Annotated in this window: 14 protein-coding genes; 3 read left to right on the top strand and 11 right to left on the bottom strand. The window is 70.5% G+C overall.

Annotated features, from left to right (window positions below):
• Positions 1-4 precede the first annotated feature (4 nt).
• From B0B14_RS09750 to B0B14_RS09725, 6 genes are read right to left on the bottom strand one after another with little or no spacing between them, the layout of a single operon-like run.
• Entirely contained in the window at positions 5-805 is an 801-nt protein-coding gene (locus B0B14_RS09750; protein ID WP_076681400.1) for an HpcH/HpaI aldolase family protein, read from the bottom strand.
• Entirely contained in the window at positions 790-1,578 is a 789-nt protein-coding gene (locus tag B0B14_RS09745) for a 2-keto-4-pentenoate hydratase (RefSeq protein WP_076681399.1), read from the bottom strand. The genes B0B14_RS09750 and B0B14_RS09745 overlap by 16 nt, the downstream gene beginning before the upstream one ends.
• Positions 1,575-2,726: a 3,4-dihydroxyphenylacetate 2,3-dioxygenase gene (gene hpaD / locus B0B14_RS09740; RefSeq protein WP_076681398.1), complete on the bottom strand. Its 1,152-nt coding sequence runs from the start codon at positions 2,724-2,726 to the stop codon at positions 1,575-1,577. Before hpaD ends, B0B14_RS09745 begins: the two co-directional genes overlap by 4 nt.
• Before the next feature lies 1 nt (position 2,727).
• Positions 2,728-4,224 (bottom strand): 5-carboxymethyl-2-hydroxymuconate semialdehyde dehydrogenase, encoded by a 1,497-nt coding sequence (gene hpaE, locus B0B14_RS09735; protein ID WP_076681397.1) that lies wholly within the window; start codon positions 4,222-4,224, stop codon positions 2,728-2,730.
• A gap of 22 nt (positions 4,225-4,246) precedes the next feature.
• Positions 4,247-4,960 (bottom strand): GntR family transcriptional regulator, encoded by a 714-nt coding sequence (locus B0B14_RS09730; protein ID WP_076681396.1) that lies wholly within the window; start codon positions 4,958-4,960, stop codon positions 4,247-4,249.
• A complete protein-coding gene (locus B0B14_RS09725; protein WP_076681395.1) occupies positions 4,927-6,399 on the bottom strand; it encodes a fumarylacetoacetate hydrolase family protein in 1,473 nt (490 codons plus the stop codon). Before B0B14_RS09725 ends, B0B14_RS09730 begins: the two co-directional genes overlap by 34 nt.
• Before the next feature lie 95 nt (positions 6,400-6,494).
• Here B0B14_RS09725 and B0B14_RS09720 point away from each other — a divergent pair, with 95 nt between their 5' ends.
• Both B0B14_RS09720 and B0B14_RS09715 read left to right on the top strand, forming a co-directional pair.
• Positions 6,495-7,889, top strand: coding sequence for an MFS transporter (locus tag B0B14_RS09720; protein ID WP_179085305.1), 1,395 nt, complete (start codon positions 6,495-6,497; stop codon positions 7,887-7,889).
• Positions 7,890-7,897: 8 nt separating this feature from the next.
• Positions 7,898-9,781 (top strand): FAD-binding monooxygenase, encoded by a 1,884-nt coding sequence (locus B0B14_RS09715; RefSeq protein WP_076681394.1) that lies wholly within the window; start codon positions 7,898-7,900, stop codon positions 9,779-9,781.
• On the opposite strand, the gene B0B14_RS09710 is transcribed toward B0B14_RS09715, so the two are convergent.
• A complete protein-coding gene (locus tag B0B14_RS09710; protein WP_076681393.1) occupies positions 9,782-11,434 on the bottom strand; it encodes a thiamine pyrophosphate-binding protein in 1,653 nt (550 codons plus the stop codon).
• A gap of 212 nt (positions 11,435-11,646) precedes the next feature.
• Between B0B14_RS09710 and B0B14_RS09705 the strand changes: the two genes are divergently transcribed.
• Positions 11,647-12,063 (top strand): glucose-6-phosphate dehydrogenase, encoded by a 417-nt coding sequence (locus B0B14_RS09705; RefSeq protein WP_076681392.1) that lies wholly within the window; start codon positions 11,647-11,649, stop codon positions 12,061-12,063.
• A gap of 23 nt (positions 12,064-12,086) precedes the next feature.
• Here the strand turns inward: B0B14_RS09705 and B0B14_RS09700 are convergent, their stop codons facing one another.
• The 4 genes from B0B14_RS09700 to B0B14_RS09685 all read right to left on the bottom strand — a co-directional run bounded on the left by B0B14_RS09700 (position 12,087) and on the right by B0B14_RS09685 (position 16,435).
• Entirely contained in the window at positions 12,087-13,268 is a 1,182-nt protein-coding gene (locus B0B14_RS09700; RefSeq protein ID WP_083710526.1) for a polysaccharide deacetylase family protein, read from the bottom strand.
• A gap of 106 nt (positions 13,269-13,374) precedes the next feature.
• A complete protein-coding gene (locus tag B0B14_RS09695; protein ID WP_076681391.1) occupies positions 13,375-13,983 on the bottom strand; it encodes a MarC family protein in 609 nt (202 codons plus the stop codon).
• Complete coding sequence (locus B0B14_RS09690; RefSeq protein ID WP_076681390.1) at positions 13,983-15,368, bottom strand: aspartate aminotransferase family protein; 1,386 nt, start codon at positions 15,366-15,368, stop codon at positions 13,983-13,985. The genes B0B14_RS09695 and B0B14_RS09690 overlap by 1 nt, the downstream gene beginning before the upstream one ends.
• Positions 15,365-16,435: a LacI family DNA-binding transcriptional regulator gene (locus B0B14_RS09685; RefSeq protein ID WP_076681389.1), complete on the bottom strand. Its 1,071-nt coding sequence runs from the start codon at positions 16,433-16,435 to the stop codon at positions 15,365-15,367. The genes B0B14_RS09690 and B0B14_RS09685 overlap by 4 nt, the downstream gene beginning before the upstream one ends.
• Positions 16,436-16,523: the final 88 nt, after the last annotated feature.

Here is a 16,523-nt window from a genome sequence, read left to right as displayed (position 1 = left end):
GCGCTCAGTATGACGCGCGACCCCCGTCGGGTGCACCGATGAAGCGGGCCGCGAGCGCCTCGGTGCCGCGGGCCAGGAGGGCGACATCCGCACCGACGAGCACGAAGGCGGCGCCGGCTGCGGCGTAGGTCTCGGCGACGGCGGGATCGAAGGCGTTCACGCCGACCGGCTTGCCGGCGCCGCGCACGGCGTCGAACGTGCGGTGCACGGCGGACACGACATCCGGATGCGTCTGCTGACCGATGAGCCCGAGCGAGGCGGCCAGGTCGGAGGGCCCCACGAACACGCCGTCGACGCCGTCGACGGCCGCGATCTCGGCCGCCGCCGCCACGCCGTCGGCGGTCTCGATCTGCACGAACACCGACACGCGCGAGGCGGCGGTCTGAAGGTAGTCGTCGATGCGGTTCCAGCGGCCCGACCGGGCCAGTGCGTTGCCGACACCTCGTCGCCCCGCGGGCGGGTACTGGGTCGCCGCGACGACGGCGCGCGCCTCGTCGGCGGAGGAGACCATCGGCACGAGGACGTTCTGCGCGCCGAGGTCGAGCACCTGCTTGAGGGTGACCGCATCGCCCGAGGGCACGCGGACGACGGGGACGATCGGATACGCCGCGACGGCCTGCAGCTGCGCGAGCGTGGACTCGAGGCCGTTCGGAGCGTGCTCCATGTCGATGAGCATCCAGTCCAGGCCCGCACCGGCGCAGATCTCGGCGACCAGCGCGGAGCCCGAGCACGTCCAGACGCCGTACTGCGTGCGCGGAGCATCGCGCAGCAGATCGCGGAAGGTCGGCGTCAGACGAAGCTGCATGTGATGGTTCCCATCGGTCCGTAGTCGCAGTGCACGATATCGCCCCGCGACACCCACATGGGACGGGTGAACGACCCCGCCAGGATGATCTCGCCGGCTTCGAGCCGTGCGCCGTGCTGGGCGAACTTGTTGGCGAGCCAGGCGACACCGGTGGCCGGATGCCCGAGCACGCCGGCGGCGACGCCGGTTTCCTCGATCTCGCCGTTGCGGGAGAGCACGCCGGGCACCCAGCGCAGGTCGATCTCGTCGGGGCGCCTGTGCACGTCTCCGAGCACCATGGCCCCGTAGGCCGCGTTGTCGCTGATCGTGTCGACGATGGTGCGACCCTCGAGCTCGATGTGCGAATTGAGCACCTCGAGCGCGGGCACCGCGTAGTCGATCGCGGCGAGGGCGTCGTCGAGCGTGCAGTCGGGTCCTTCGAGGGGATGCTTCAGCACGAACGCGAGCTCGACCTCGATGCGCACGTTCGAGAACAGGTCGACCGGGATCTCGGCGCCCGTCCGGTACACCGTGTCGTCGAACATGACGCCGTAGTCGGGCTCGGTGATGCCGGTCGCCTGCTGCATCGCCTTCGACGTCAGGCCGATCTTGCGCCCGACGAGGCGACGCCCGCCCGCGATCATGCGGTCGCGCCAGACTCCCTGGATCGCGTACGAGTCCTCGACCGTCGCGTGGGGATGGCGGGCCGTGATGCGCGGGATCACGCCGTGCGTGCGATCGGCCTCGGCGAGCTCGTCCGCGATCGACGCGATGACGGCGTCGTCGAGGGTCACAGCTGGTTGCCCAGCTTGTACTCGGGCATCGACGCGGCGCCTTCGGCGGGGCGGGTGTACGAGAACCCGTCGGCGCCGATCGTCACGGCCATCTCCGACGAGTCGGTGCGGGCGACGACGGGCTGCGGGTTGCCGTCGAGATCGAGCACGAGGGATGCCTCGGTGTACCACGACGGCACGACCGGGTTGCCCCACCAGTCGCGGCGCTGGTTGTCGTGCACGTCCCACGTGACCACCGGGTTGTCGGGGTCGCCGGTGTAGTAGTCCTGCGTGTAGATCTCGACGCGGTGGCCGTCGGGGTCGCGCAGGTACAGGTAGAACGCGTTGGAGACGCCGTGCCGGCCCGGACCCCGCTCGATCGCGTCGGAGCGGCGGAGGGCGCCGAGCTTGTCGCAGATCGCGAGGATGTTGTGCTTCTCGTGGGTCGCGAAAGCGACGTGGTGCATGCGGGGCCCGTCGCCGCCGGTCATGGCGGTGTCGTGCACGGTGGGCTTGCGCCGCATCCACGCGGCGTACACCGTGCCCTCGTCGTCCTGGATGTCTTCGGTCACGCGGAATCCGAGGTCCTGCATGTACGCGACCGCCCGGGGCACGTCGGGCGTGACCTGGTTGAAGTGGTCGAGGCGCACCAGCTCGCCGGGGGTGTGGAGGTCGTAGCGCCACGACAGGCGCTCGACGTGCTCGGTGGCGTAGAAGAACTCGTAGGGGAAGCCCAGCGGATCGGTGACGCGCACCGAGTCGCCGATGCCCTTCACGAACCCGCCGGGTCGCCGCTCGACGCGGCATCCGAGCTCCTCGTAGAACGCGACGGCGCGATCGAGGTCGTCGGGCGTTCGCACCCGGTAGGAGAAGGCGGCGACGGCCGCCACCGCGCCCTGGCGGAGCACGAGGTTGTGGTGGATGAACTCCTCGGTCGAGCGGAGGTAGATCGCCTCGCCGTCCTCTTCGGTGACGTACAGCCCGAGCACGTCGACGTAGAACTGCCGTGACGCGGCGAGGTCGGTCACGACGAGCTCCATGTACGCGCAGCGCAGGATGTCGGGGGCCGGGCTCGTGGGCGTGGGCACCGGGTCGTCGGTGTGGATGGGCGCCTCCTGGCTGACGTAGAAGCCGGAGGAGGTCAGGGTCATGTCGTCGCGGGTGGTCATCTCACGCTTTCTTGCCGAAGGTGGGGTTGTGGGCTTCGCCGAGCGTGATGTGCACGGCCTGCTGGTCGGTGTAGAAGTCGATCGAGCGGTAGCCGCCCTCGTGTCCGAGACCGGATGCCTTCACGCCGCCGAAGGGGGTGCGCAGGTCGCGGACGTTGTTGGAGTTGAGCCACACCATGCCCGCCTCGACCGACTGGGCGAAGTTGTGCGCGCGCTTCAGGTCGCCGGTCCACACGTACGCGGCCAGCCCGTACTTCGTGTCGTTCGCGAGGGCGAGCGCCTCGGCGTCGTCGTCGAACGGCGTGATCGAGACGACCGGCCCGAAGATCTCCTCCTGGAAGATGCGCGCATCGGGGGCGACGTCGGCGAAGACCGTCGGCTGGACGAAGTTGCCCGTCTCGAAGCCCTCCGGCCGCCCGCCGCCGGCGACCAGGCGCCCCTCCGTCTTGCCGATCTCGACGTACGACATCACCTTGTCGAAGTGCTCCGGATGCACGAGGGCCCCGACCTCGGTCGCGGGGTCGTGCGGGTACCCGACCTTCACCCGTGATGCCTGCGCGGCGTACCGCTCGACGAACTCGTCGTACACCGAGCGCTCCACGAGGATGCGCGACCCGGCGGTGCAGCGCTCGCCGTTGAGCGAGAAGACGCCGAAGATCGTGGCGTCGATCGCGGCATCGAGGTCGGCGTCGGCGAACACGATCGCGGGCGACTTGCCGCCGAGCTCCATCGACAGCCCCTTGAGGAACGGGGCGGCGTTGCCGAAGATCAGCTTGCCGGTCGAGCTCTCGCCCGTGAACGAGATGAGCGGCACGTCGGGGTGCTTCACGAGGGCGTCGCCTGCGTCCTCCCCGAGTCCGTTGACGAGGTTGAACACTCCGCGGGGGAGGCCGGCCTCCTCGAAGATCCCCGCCCACAGCGACGCCGAGAGCGGCGTGAACTCGGCGGGCTTGAGCACGACGGTGTTGCCGGTGGCGAGCGCCGGACCGAGCTTCCACGACTCGAGCATGAACGGCGTGTTCCACGGCGTGATGAGGCCGGCGACGCCGATCGGCTTGCGGTTGACGTAGTTGAGCTGGCGCCCGGGCACCTTGAACGCGTCGTCGGTCTGGGCGACGATCAGGTCGGCGAAGAACCGGAAGTTCTCGGCGGCACGGCGGGCCTGGCCGAGGGCCTGCGTGATCGGCAGCCCGGAGTCGAAGGACTCCAGCTCGGCGAGGCGGGCGTCGCGCGACTCGACGATGTCGGCGATCCGGTGCAGGATCCGCGCGCGCTCTCGCGGCAGCATGCGGGGCCACGGTCCGTCGGTGAACGCGCGACGCGCGGCGGCGACGGCCCGGTCGATGTCGGCCTTCTTCCCGGCGGCGGCCTGCCCGTAGACCTCGTTCGACACGGGGTCGAGCACGTCGAACGTGTCGCCGTCGGCGGAATCGACGAACTCGCCGTCGATGTAGTGCTGGATCCGCGTCGGAAGGTCGGCGGGGATGTGTCTGGTCATGCGGTGCTCCTTTGCGAAGACGTCAGAAGGCCGGGAGGCCCAGGGCCTCGTCGGGGTGCTCGTGGATGAGGTAGGCGTCGAGGGTGGCCGAGCGGTGACGCCGCGCCGACTTCTCGATCTCGCCGAGGGGCGCCCCGATCTCGATGAGGCGCACGATGTTCTCGTGCTCGCGCACGGATTCGGCGGCCCGTCCGGGGACGAAGCTGAAGGTCGAGTCGCGGAGGTTGCCCAGGCGCGCCCACTCGGCGTTCACGAGTTCGAGCAGGCGCGGATTCGCGCACTTGCCGAACAGGATCGCGTGGAACTCCTGGTTCAGCCCGGTGAAGGCACGCGGGTCGAAGTCGCTGAGCCTCTCGGTCATGAGCTCGTTGATCGACCGGGCCCGGCGCAGGTCGTCGGCGGTGAGACGGCGTGCGGCGAGAGCGGTCGCCGTTCCTTCGAGGATCGACAGCGCCTGCATGCTGAAGCGGTACTGCGAGTCGTCCACCATCGACACGCGGGCGCCGACGTTGCGCTCGAACGTCACGAGGCCCTCGGCCTCCAGCTGGCGGACGGCCTCCCGCACCGGAACGACGCTCATGTCGAGCTCGCCGGCGATCGTGCCGAGCACGAGCCGGTAGCCGGGCGTGAACTCCTGGTTGGCGATGCGCGTCTTGATCCAGTGATACGCCTGCTGCGATTTGCTGAGCGTCTCGGCCGGGGTCACGCGCGGGCCTCCTCGTATGCGGCACGCCATTCGGCGTTCATCGGGAAGAGCCCGTCGACGGGATGCCCCTCCGCGACGCGCGCCGCGATCCAGGCATCCTCGTCCTCCTGGGCGAGCACCGCGTCGACGACCTCCTCGACGATGCCCGGCGGGATGACGATGACGCCGTCGGCGTCGCCGACGATGACGTCGCCCGGCTGCACGGTCGTGCCGCCGCAGGCGATCGTGAGGTCGTGGTCCCACGGAACGTGCTTGCGGCCGAGGACGGCGGGATGGGCGCCGGAGGTGTAGACCGGGATCCCGACGGCGGTGACGGCATCGGCGTCGCGCACGCCGCCGTCGGTGACGATGCCGGCGGCGCCACGCGTGCGAGCGCGGATGGCGAGGATGTCGCCGAGGGTGCCGGAGCCCGTTTCGCCTCGGGCCTCGATCACGATGACCTCGCCCTCCTCGACGGCGTCGAAGGCGCGCTTCTGCGCGTTGTAGCCGCCGCCGTGCGACGCGAACAGGTCTTCGCGGTTCGGGACGAACCGGAGGGTGCGCGCGGTGCCGACGAGCTTCGCGCCCGGCTGCAGCGGACGCACGCCGTCGATCGTGACGTTGTCGAGCCCGCGCGTGCGCAGCTGCTGCGACAGTCCGGCGACGGGGACCCGCTCGAGCTTGGCCCTGAGGTCATCGCTGAGGCGTCCGCCCGTCTCGGGCGGGAGTCCGGCGGCCTCCCGCGTGCCCCATGCCTCCGCGCGCTGCAGATCGTCCACGGCGGGGAGCGACCCGACGGAAACGTCGAACCCCGCCCCGGTGCCCGCCACGACGGTCGTCACGAGCCGGCCGGAGGAGGCATCCGCCGCCGTCACCTCGACCTCGACGGCGTCTCCGGGGACCACGACGGATGACCCGGCGGGCGTGCCGGCGAGGATCACGTCGCCGGCCTCGAGGGTGAAGTGCTGCGACAGGTCGGCGACCAGCTGGGCGAGCGGGAAGATGAGGCCGGCGGTGGAGTCGTCCTGCACGAGGTCGCCGTTGACCCAGGTGCGCAGCCGCACCTCGGCCGGGTCGACGGAGCGGGCGTCGATGAGATCGGGACCGAGCGGGGTGAAGCCGTCGCCGCCCTTCGAGCGCACGTTCGAGCCCTTGTCGTTCGCGCGGAGGTCGTACAGGCCGAAGTCGTTCGCGGCGGTGATCCACGCGACGTGGTCCCAGGCATCCGCCATCGACACGCGACGCGCGGGGGTGCCGATCACCAGCGCGATCTCGCCCTCGAACGCAAGGAGCTCGGTGCCGACGGGGCGCTCGATGACGCCTCCGGATGCCGCGACCGAACTCGACGGCTTGAAGAAGTACGACGGCGCGGCGGGCCTGCGGCCGCGCTGTGCGGCCCGGGACTCGTAGCTGAGATGGACCGCGATGATCTTGCCAGGGCGTCCGGGAAGGCCCGAGAATCGCCCGTCCGGGGCGGCGGCTTCGGTCATGGGGAGCTCCCTCGCTCTTGCGTCGTATCTGAAATCGTATATGATCGCTTTCGATCGGACAAGCAGCATTCCGCCGGTCGGACAAAGGAGTCATCTTGAGCATCTCGCAGCCGCAGAACGACGTCGGATTCACCCCGACGGGCACGATCGCGACCCGCACCGACCGACGCCGCGTGGTCTTCGCGACCGTGGTCGGAACGACGGTGGAGTGGTACGACTTCTTCATCTACGCCTCGGCGGCCGGCCTCGTCTTCGGCCAGCTGTTCTTCGCCCCCGCGGGCGAGGAGTTCGCGCAGATCCTCTCCTTCATCACCGTCGGCATCAGCTTCCTGTTCCGCCCGCTCGGCGCGTTCCTCGCCGGCCACCTGGGCGACAAGTACGGCCGCCGCCTCGTGCTGATGCTCACCCTCATCCTGATGGGCGTGGCCACGACCCTCGTCGGGCTGCTCCCGACCTTCGCGGCGATCGGCATCGCGGCGCCGATCCTGCTCATCTTCCTGCGCATCCTGCAGGGCATCTCGGCCGGCGGCGAGTGGGGCGGAGCGGTGCTCATGGCCGTCGAGCACGCTCCCCGCACCAAGCGCGGACTCTTCGGCGCGTCTCCGCAGATCGGCGTTCCGCTCGGCCTCCTCCTCGCGTCGGGCGTCATGGCCCTGATCGCCGCGCTGTCGCCGAGCCAGGAGTGGTTCCTCGAGTGGGGCTGGCGCATCCCGTTCCTCCTCTCGGTCGTGCTGATCCTCGTCGGCTACTACATCCGTCGCCGCGTGGAGGAGAGCCCGGTCTTCCTCGAGCTCGCCGAGCGCAAGGAGCAGACGCGGATGCCGATCGTCCAGCTGTTCCGCAAGCACACGCTCCTGGTGCTGCTCGCCGCGCTCGTGTTCGCGGGCAACAACGCCGTCGGCTACATGACCACCGGCGGGTACATCCAGCGCTACGCGACCGACCCCGCCGGCCCCATCGGCCTCGCGACCGCCGACGTGCTGTGGGCCGTGACGCTCTCGGCCGTCTCCTGGCTCGTCTTCACATGGCTCGCCGGCTGGCTCTCCGACAGGATCGGCCGCCGCACGACGTACCTGATCGGCTGGGGCGCGCTGCTGATCGGCGTCTTCTCGCTGTTCCCGCTCGTGAACACCGGGAGCGTCGGCCTGCTGACGGTGGGCCTGGTCATCCTCACGGTGGGGCTCGGCTTCACGTACGGCCCGCAGGCGGCGCTGTACACCGAGCTGTTCCCGGCATCCATCCGCTTCTCGGGGGTCTCGATCTCGTACGCGATCGGCGCGATCCTCGGCGGCGCGTTCGCCCCCACGATCGCCCAGGCGCTCGTGCAGGCCACCGGCGGCACGATGGCCGTGACGTGGTACCTCGCGGGAATGGTCGTGCTGGGCCTGCTCGGCTCGCTGCTGCTGCGCGACCGCTCCGGCATCCCGCTGGGTCCCGATCACGAGGCCGAGCAGGCGCAGAGTCCCATCTACGGCATGTCGAAGGCGTAGGAGTCCAGATGCAGTTCCACCACCACGGCTACGTGTCGAAGGATCCCCGGGTACAGGATGCCGCGGGCACCGGCATCGATCGCCCCGCCGACCTCCCCGACGAGATGGACGTGCTCATCGTCGGCTCGGGGCCTGCGGGCATGCTCCTCGCGGCGCAGATGTCGCAGTTCCCCGACGTCACGACACGCATCGTCGAGCGTCGCGACGGACGGCTCGTGCTCGGTCAGGCCGACGGCATCCAGCCCCGCAGCGTCGAGACGTTCCAGGCCTTCGGCTTCGCCGAGCGGATCGTCGCAGAGGCCTACAACATCGGGTACATGAACTTCTGGGGTCCCGATCCCGACAACCCGGGCGACATCATCCGCACGGCCCGGACCGAGGACTACGCGTTCCACATCAGCGAGTTCCCGCACCTCATCGTCAACCAGGCCCGAGTGCTCGACTACTTCGCCGAGGCCGCCGCGAACGGGCCGGCGCGCATCGAGCCCGACTACGGCATCGAGTTCGTCGGCCTCACGGTGCACGACACCGGCTCGCACCCCGTCGAAGTGCGCCTCCGTCACGTCGCCGGGGAGCACGCCGGCGAGGAGCGCACGGTGCGGGCCGCCTACGTCGTCGGCTCGGACGGCGCGCGCAGCGGCGTGCGCGAGGCGATCGGCCGCAAGCATCTGGGGGGCATCTCGCTCCACGCGTGGGGCGTCATGGACGTTCTCGTGAACACCGACTTCCCCGACTGGCGCACCAAGTGCGCGATCAACGCCGAAGCAGGCAACATCCTGCACATCCCGCGCGAGGGCGGCTATCTCTCCCGCGTCTACGTCGATCTCGGCGCGGTGGCCGAGGACGACAACCGGCGCGTGCGCCAGACCCCGATCGGGGGGATCATCGCGAAGGCGAACGAGATCCTGCATCCGTACTCCCTCGATGTGAAGGAGGTCGCCTGGCACAGCGTCTACGAGGTCGGCCACCGCGTGACCGACAAGTTCGACGACGTACCCGAGGGCGACCGCCGCACGCCGCGCGTGTTCCTCACCGGCGATGCGTGCCACACCCACAGCGCCAAGGCCGGTCAGGGCATGAACGTCTCGATGCAGGACGGGTTCAACCTCGGCTGGAAGCTCGGCTCGGTGCTCACCGGACGCAGCCCCGAATCTCTCCTGTCGACGTACTCGGCCGAACGGCAGCCCGTCGCGCAGCAGCTCATCGACTTCGACAAGGAGTGGTCCTCGCTCATGGCGCGCAAGCCCGAGGAGATCTCCGACCCCACCGAGCTCGCGACCTACTACCTCGCCACCGCCGAGTTCCCGTCGGGCTTCATGACGCAGTACGGACCGTCGCAGATCGTGGCGGATGCCGCGCACCAGACGCTCGCGGCCGGCTTCCCGGTCGGCAAGCGGTTCAAGAGCTCGGAGGTCGTGATGGCCGCCGACGGCAACCGCGTGCACCTCGGACACCATGCGAAAGCCGATGGCCGGTGGCGCATCTACGCCTTCTCGGATGCCGGTGAGGCCCCCGCCCTCTCCGCGTGGGCCGAGTGGATGTCGACGTCCGCCGACTCGCCGCTCCGCCGCCACACACCGGCGGGCGCCGATGCGGATGCCGTCTTCGACGTGAAGGCGGTGTACCAGCGACCCCACGAGGAGGTCGACGTCACGGCGGTGCCCGAGCTCTTCCGTCCCCGCACCGGCCCGCTCGGTCTCATGGACTGGGAGAAGGTGTTCGCCGCGGCCCCCAGCGCCTGGACGACCACCGACATCTTCGATGAGCGCGAACTGTCGCGCGACGGCGTCGTGGTGGTCGTGCGTCCGGATCAGTACGTCGCGGGCGTCTTCCCGCTGCAGGCGACGGACGAGCTGGCCGCCTTCTTCACGCGGAGCATGCTCGTCGCGTGATCACGAGTTCACGCGGATGATCTCCTGCTGGTACGGCGCCACCACGGTGCCCGAGATGCGCACGTCGAGCAGCAGGTAGGGCCGGGTCGCGGCGTCCTCCGCGGCCCAGGCGGCGAGCCGATCGAGGTCGTCCAGCGTCCGCACGGTGACGCCCTCGGCGCCCACGGCGCGGGCGAGCCCGGCGAAGTCGACGTCCGGGATCATCATCGGCCCCTGAGCGACGCCCTTCAGTCCGTAGAGATTGACCTCGGCGCCGTAGGCACCGTCGTTCCAGACCACCGCGAGGCCGCGGCCGCCCGCGACCCGCACCGCCGACTCGAGGTCGGCCAGGGCCATGAGACCGCCGCCGTCGCCCGTCGTCAGCACGACGGTCGAGTCGGGCCGGGCGAGGGCCGCGCCCGGCACCGATGGGAAGCCCAATCCGATGGACTGATACGCCGTGCCGACCATCATCATGCGGTCGGGGGACGCGACGGGCCAGTACATGTTGGCCCAGCCGATGAAGTGCCCGCCGTCCGAGACGACCACGCGGTCGGCCGGGAGGAGCTGGCCGATCCGCGCCGCGACGGATCGCGGGTCGAGGCGCCCATCGGGTGCGACCGCCTCGCCGGGCTCGTAGACGCGGAGGGAGGGGATGTCGAGCGATTCGCGCCACCCGGAGGGCGTCGCACCGATCCCCTCGAGCGCCGCCACGAGCGACTCCGCCACGAGGCGCGCGTCGCCGCGGAGATAGCCGCCGACGTGCGGATGCGTCGCCGCGGGGGCGACGTCGACCTGCACGACGTGCGTCCCCGGGGCGAACAGGTCGCCGAAGCGCATCGTGAACTGGTTGAGACCCGCGCCGAAGACGACGGCGACGTCCGCCTCGCGGATCAGCTCCATCGCGCCCTCGGCGCCGAACCCGCCGGTGACGCCCAGGTCGTACTCCGGGCGCGGGAAGACGCCGCGACCGAGCGCCGTGGTCGCCGTGACGGCGCCGGTCGCATCGGCCAGGGCCCCGAGGGCCGCACCCGCTCCGGAGATCCATGCTCCGCGTCCGGCCAGCAGCACGGGTCGCTCGGCGCCGGCGAGCGCGCGCGCGAGCGACTCCACGCCGGCGAGCGCGAACGGACCACGGGGCTCGAGCGGGGCAGGGAGGCGGGGCACGGGTGCGGTCGGCACGGGGCCCGCCTCGAGCGTCGCGACGTCGTAGGGGATCGCGAGCACGGTCGGCACGCGGTACGTCAGCGCGTGCTCGATCGCGATGACGGCGGTGGCGGCGGCATCGGTCCGTCCGACCGTGTAGGTGCGCGCGCCCACCGCCGACGCGAGGGCGATCTGGTCGACGTCCCACGGACGCGGGCCCGAGGTCGGCTCGTCGCCGACCACGAGCACGAGCGGCACGTGCGCCTGCACGGCCTCGGCGAGGGCCGTGAGGGTGTTGGTGAACCCGGCGCCGTACGTGGCGGTCGCCGCCGCGATGCGCCCAGACGCCCGGTAGTACGCGTCGGCCGCGACGACGGCGCCCGCCTCGTGGCGCACCGCCGTGTAGGAGGCATCCGTCTGCCGCTCGAGCGCGTCGAGGAACCAGGCGTTGCCGTTGCCCATGACCCCGAAGACGTGGTCGATGTGGGCGGCGAGGGTGATCGCGACGTGCGCGGAGACGGTGGGCATGGAGGAGCTCCTGCGAGTGGTACGGATGACGAGGCCGTATGTGTCCCGCGCTGCCGGCGTCTGCGCCGCGAGCTGGTGTGCTCCTTTTTCGAGCACCGGCGGACGCGATCCGCCGGACGGCTCCACTATACCGAGGCAGGCGGATGCAGCCCCCGGTCACCGCTGGCGCCGCAACCGTGTTTAGATCGAGTGCGGGGACGGAAGGAACGATCATGAAGGTTGCATCGGCGGCCGATTGGCGGGAGAACCTCCCGTTCGAGACCCCTGTGGTGCTCGCGGAGGTCGTCCCCGGTGAGGACGCGCGCTGCTTCGTCTGCGGACCGGAGTCCGAGGCGATCGCGCGGACGGAGATCTGGGCGTTCAAGCATCCCCATCCCCACCATCACCACGGTCTGGTGCGGTTCTACTGCGGCGCGCACGTTCCCCAGGTGAAGGCGCCGCCCACGGCTCCTGCGGCCACGCGGGGAGGGACGCGGCCGACGCGTTCCGCACGGCCCGCGCCGCGAGTCGAGCGCGCGGCGCCGACCAAGCGGCCCCTGCCCTCCGACGCCGTGCGGGCGATGTGCCCCAACTGCTTCATCGAGGTCTCGGCGAAGGGTCTCTGCGGCGTCTGCGGCACGCAGATCTGATCGCTCTCAGGATCCGATCGCTCTCAGCCGATCCGGCGGATCAGGTCGTCCACGGTCGTCCCGTAGTCGATGCGGACGACGGGGAGGGCGAGCTTGTCGGTGCCCGGCACGACGAATCCGGGCTCGATCGTGCGGGCCATCGTGTAGCCCGCCTGCACGACACCGTCCTTCGACCGCTGGTCGTAGTGCCCGTAGGGGTAGGCGACGACCTGTCCGACACCCAGCACCTGGGCGGACGTGCGCAGATCGGCGGCGATCTCCTCCGGGGTGAGGTTCACCATGAGACCCTTCTCGTTCGCCCCGCCTCGGTGCATGTCGTGCGTGTGCGAGCGGCGCTGCACGTAGATGCTCGGCGGCGGATCCTGGCGGTAGGCCGTGATCATGAACGAAGTGGAGAGCACCCGGTAGCGCTCGACGATCGGCACCGCGAGATCGAACCAGCTCTGGTCGGCGTCGTCGTCGGTGACGATGACGGAGCGCGGCGGAAGATAGACGCGGCTGTCGATGAAGCCCTCGAGCTCGTCCCAGGTCGGGTAGTAGAACCCGGTCGAGGCGAGGTGGCTCATGTGCGCCTCGAAGTCGCCGACGTACGCGTAGTTGCCGCGCAGCCAGCCCTCCTCGCCCTCCGGCTTCGCCGTGAACTGGTGGTACATGAGGATCGGCACGCGCGTTCCCGCCGCGGCGAACTGCTCCGGCGTCATCCACGCGGCGTGCAGAGTGACCTGCTGATCGGAGCACGCGACCACGTCGGAGCCGTTGACGCGCGCGGCGTCGACGTACCCCGCGGCATCCGCCACCGTCGGATACCAGCCGGCGAACACCCACCCCTCGCGCACCGGAAGCAGCAGGTCGCGGTACAGCGTGCCCTGGTCCTGGCGCACGACGGGCGAGCTGATGCCGTCACCGGCATACGTCAGGGCGCAGGCGTTCGGATCGTCTGCCGCGGCGAGCAGCTGCTCGGCTTCGGTGAGCGGCGTGGGCGTGGGGGTCGGGGTCGGTGTCCGGGTCGGGCTGACGGAGGCGCCGGGGTTCGAGCCGGCGGCCGGAGACGACGGATGCAGCGGATCGATGAGCAGGAACGTCGCGACGGCGGCCGCGGCGAGCACGACGGTCGCGCCGCCCGCGATCCAGGCGACGCCTCGGCCGCGGCGTCGCGCGCGGATGCTCGGGTGCTCGGCGACCGTCGATCTGTTCCGTGACGCCATGTCCGTGCCCCCCTGTACACCCCCGCAACCCCCTTGCGGCACTCCCATCGTGATGATATCGGGCTTCAGCGAGCGCCGCCGGAGGGGTCATGGCGGCGGGCGGACCTCAGCCGGCGAGCCCAGGCCAGATCTTCGGCATCGCGGTGAGGATCTGCTCTACGCAGATCGCGAGCAGAATGAGGCCGAACAGCTTCTGGAAGATCTGCATGCCCGCAGGCCCCAGGAGCCGAGCGAGGTAGGGCGCGAAGAAGAAGATCACCGCGGTGGCCACGGCAGAGATCGCGACGATCACCAGGCCCCAGGCGTAGTCGAGGAGGGCCGGGTTCTCCTTGGCGAAGGCGATGACGAGCGCGATGGCGCCCGGTCCTGCCACGACCGGCATCGCGAGCGGCACGATCGCGGGCGAGCCGGCGTTCGTCGTCGGCAGGATCGCGCCGGACTTGGTCATCATGGCCCACGCGATCGTGGCGACGAACAGGAAGCCGGCGATCTTGAGGGCGGGGACGCCGATGCCGAAGAACTGCAGGATGAACGCACCGAGAAGCAGCGAGACCGCGAGCACGGTGAACACCCCGACGCCGGTCATCACCGCGATCCGACGTTGCTGAGCGACGCTCTTGCCCTCCGTCACGCTGAGGAAGACCGGGATCGTGCCGATCGGGTTGCAGATCGTGAACAGCGCGACCCCCGCCGTGATCAGGCTCGCGCCGTCCATCAGATCTTGGTCCAGGCTTCGGTGAGGACGGTGCGGAGGATCTGTTCGATCTCGGTGAATTCGGTGGGGCCGGTGGTGAGGGGTGGGGCGAGTTGGATGACGGGGTCGCCGCGGTCGTCGGCGCGGCAGTAGAGGCCGGCGTCGTAGAGGGCTTTGGAGAGGAATCCGCGGAGCATCCGTTCGGATTCGTCGGCGTCGAAGGTGAGTCGGGTGGTTTTGTCTTTGACGAGTTCGATGCCGAAGAAGTAGCCGTCGCCGCGGACGTCGCCCACGATGGGGAGGTCGAGGAGTTGTTCGAGGGTGCGGCGGAAGATGGGGGAGTTCTCGCGGACGCGGGCGTTGAGGTCTTCCTCTTCGAAGATGTCGAGGTTCTCGAGGGCGACGGCTGCGGAGACGGGGTGTCCGCCGAAGGTGTAGCCGTGGGGGAAGGAGACGTGCCCGTGGGTGAAGGGTTCGTAGATGCGGTCGCTGACGATCGTGCCGCCCAGGGGTGAGTATCCGCTGGTGACGCCTTTGGCGAAGGTGATCATGTCGGGCTGGTAGCCGTAGGCGTCGCAGGCGAACCATTCCCCGATGCGCCCGAATGCGCAGATGACTTCGTCGGAGACCAGGAGCACGTCGTGGCGGTCGCAGATCTCGCGCACGCGCTGGAAGTAGCCGGGGGGCGGGGGGAAGCATCCGCCGGAGTTCTGCACGGGTTCGAGGAACACGGCCGCGACGGTGTCGGGGCCTTCGAAGAGGATCATCTCCTCGATGCGGTCCGCCGCCCAGACTCCGAACTCCTCGATGCTGCCGGTGGGGGCGCCCATCTCGGCGGCACGGTAGAAGTTGGTGTTCGGCACGCGGAACCCGCCGGGGGTGACGGGTTCGAACATGGACTTCATGCCGGGCAGGCCGGTGATGGCGAGGGCGCCTTGGGGGGTGCCGTGGTAGGCGACGGCGCGGGAGATGACTTTGTGCTTGGTGGGCTGGCCGGCGAGTTTCCAGTACTGCTTGGCGAGTTTGAACGCGGTCTCGACGGCTTCGCCGCCGCCGGTGGAGAAGAACACGTGGTTCAGGTCGCCGGGTGCGTACGAGGCGAGCCGGTCGGCGAGCTCGATCGCTGCGGGATGGGCGTAGGACCAGATCGGGAAGAACGCGAGCTCCTCCGCCTGACGTGCGGCGGCCTGCGCGAGCCGCGTGCGGCCGTGGCCGGCGTTGACGACGAACAGCCCGGAGAGCCCGTCGATGTACTTCTTGCCCGTCGAGTCGACGATGTGGTGGCCCTCGCCCTTGACGATGATCGGGATGCCGGATCCCTCCGCCATCACCGACTGGCGCGCGAAATGCATCCAGAGATGATCGCGGGCCATCTCCTGCAGCTGGGCATCGTCTGGCCGGGTCATGGTGTCGACGATAGCGGCGCGTCCGCGCGCGCCGCGAGGGCATTCCGCGGTCCCCGCGTGGAGCCCCGCTCGACCAGCGTCGTGGGCAGCACGTGCGGCACGGTCGAGAGGAGCTCGCCCTCCGCGGCGCGCACGAGCATGCGCACGGCATCCCCCGCCATGTCGCGGATGGGCTGGCGGACGGTGGTGAGCGGTGGCGCGAGTCGCCGCGCGCCGCGCACGTCGTCGAAGCCCACGACGAGCAGGTCGCGACCGATCCGGCGTGCCGCATCGTCCGCCGCGCCGTACACCCCGGCCGCGAGCCCGTCCGAGCAGGCGAAGACACCGATCACCTCGTCATCGCAGGAGGGCGCGAGCGCGTCGCGGCAGGCCCGCCGCGCGTCGCGGCCCGCCCAGTCGGCGTCGATGCGCCGCACCGACGCATCCGGGCGGAGGGCGGCGATCTCCGCCTCGAACCCCTCCACGCGCGCGCGGCCGAATCGGTAGGCCGGGGTGCCCACGACCACGACGAACCGGGTGGCCCCGGCCGCGACGAGGTGAGCGGCGGCCGCCCGCCCTCCGTCGCGGTCGGTGGTGCGCACGCTCGGCAGTGCCGGCGACGTCTCGGCGCGCGGATCGAGCAGCACCACCGGGATCGCGGCTTCGCTCAGCAGCGCGAGCTGCGTCGCGGTCGGCACCACGATGCCGAGCACGACGCCGGCGGAGCCGCGCGCGCGGATGCGGGCCGGCCAGTCGTCGTCGGGGCGGTCGCGCTCCGCCATGAGCACCAGGTCGTACCCGGCGGCCGCCGCTGCGCTGCGCGCGCCGACGGTGACCTCGTCGGAGTACGGATCGTGGAAGTGCCCGAGGACGAGGTCGAACAGCCGCGATGTGCCGGTGCGCGGACGGCCGCGACGCGTGCCCGTACGGGAGTATCCGAGGCCGTGCGCGGCCGCGAGCACCCGCGCGCGCGTCGCCCCCGACAGCTCTCCCTTGCCGGTGAGTGCGCGCGAAGCGGTGGACACGCTCACGCCGGCCGTCGCGGCGACATCCGCGAGGGTCGCGCGAGCGGCCGGATCAGCGTCCATCCGACCATTTTTGCGCAAATAGTAAGCGGCGCGCAGGGTAGTGCGGCACGCTCGTCATCCAGGCGTCGTCGAGGTCGAGCGCCGTGGA

This window comes from Microbacterium sp. RU33B (assembly GCF_900155915.1).
In the GTDB taxonomy this organism is placed as follows: Bacteria; Actinomycetota; Actinomycetes; order Actinomycetales; family Microbacteriaceae; genus Microbacterium.
This window is presented reverse-complemented; position numbering and strand designations above follow the sequence as displayed.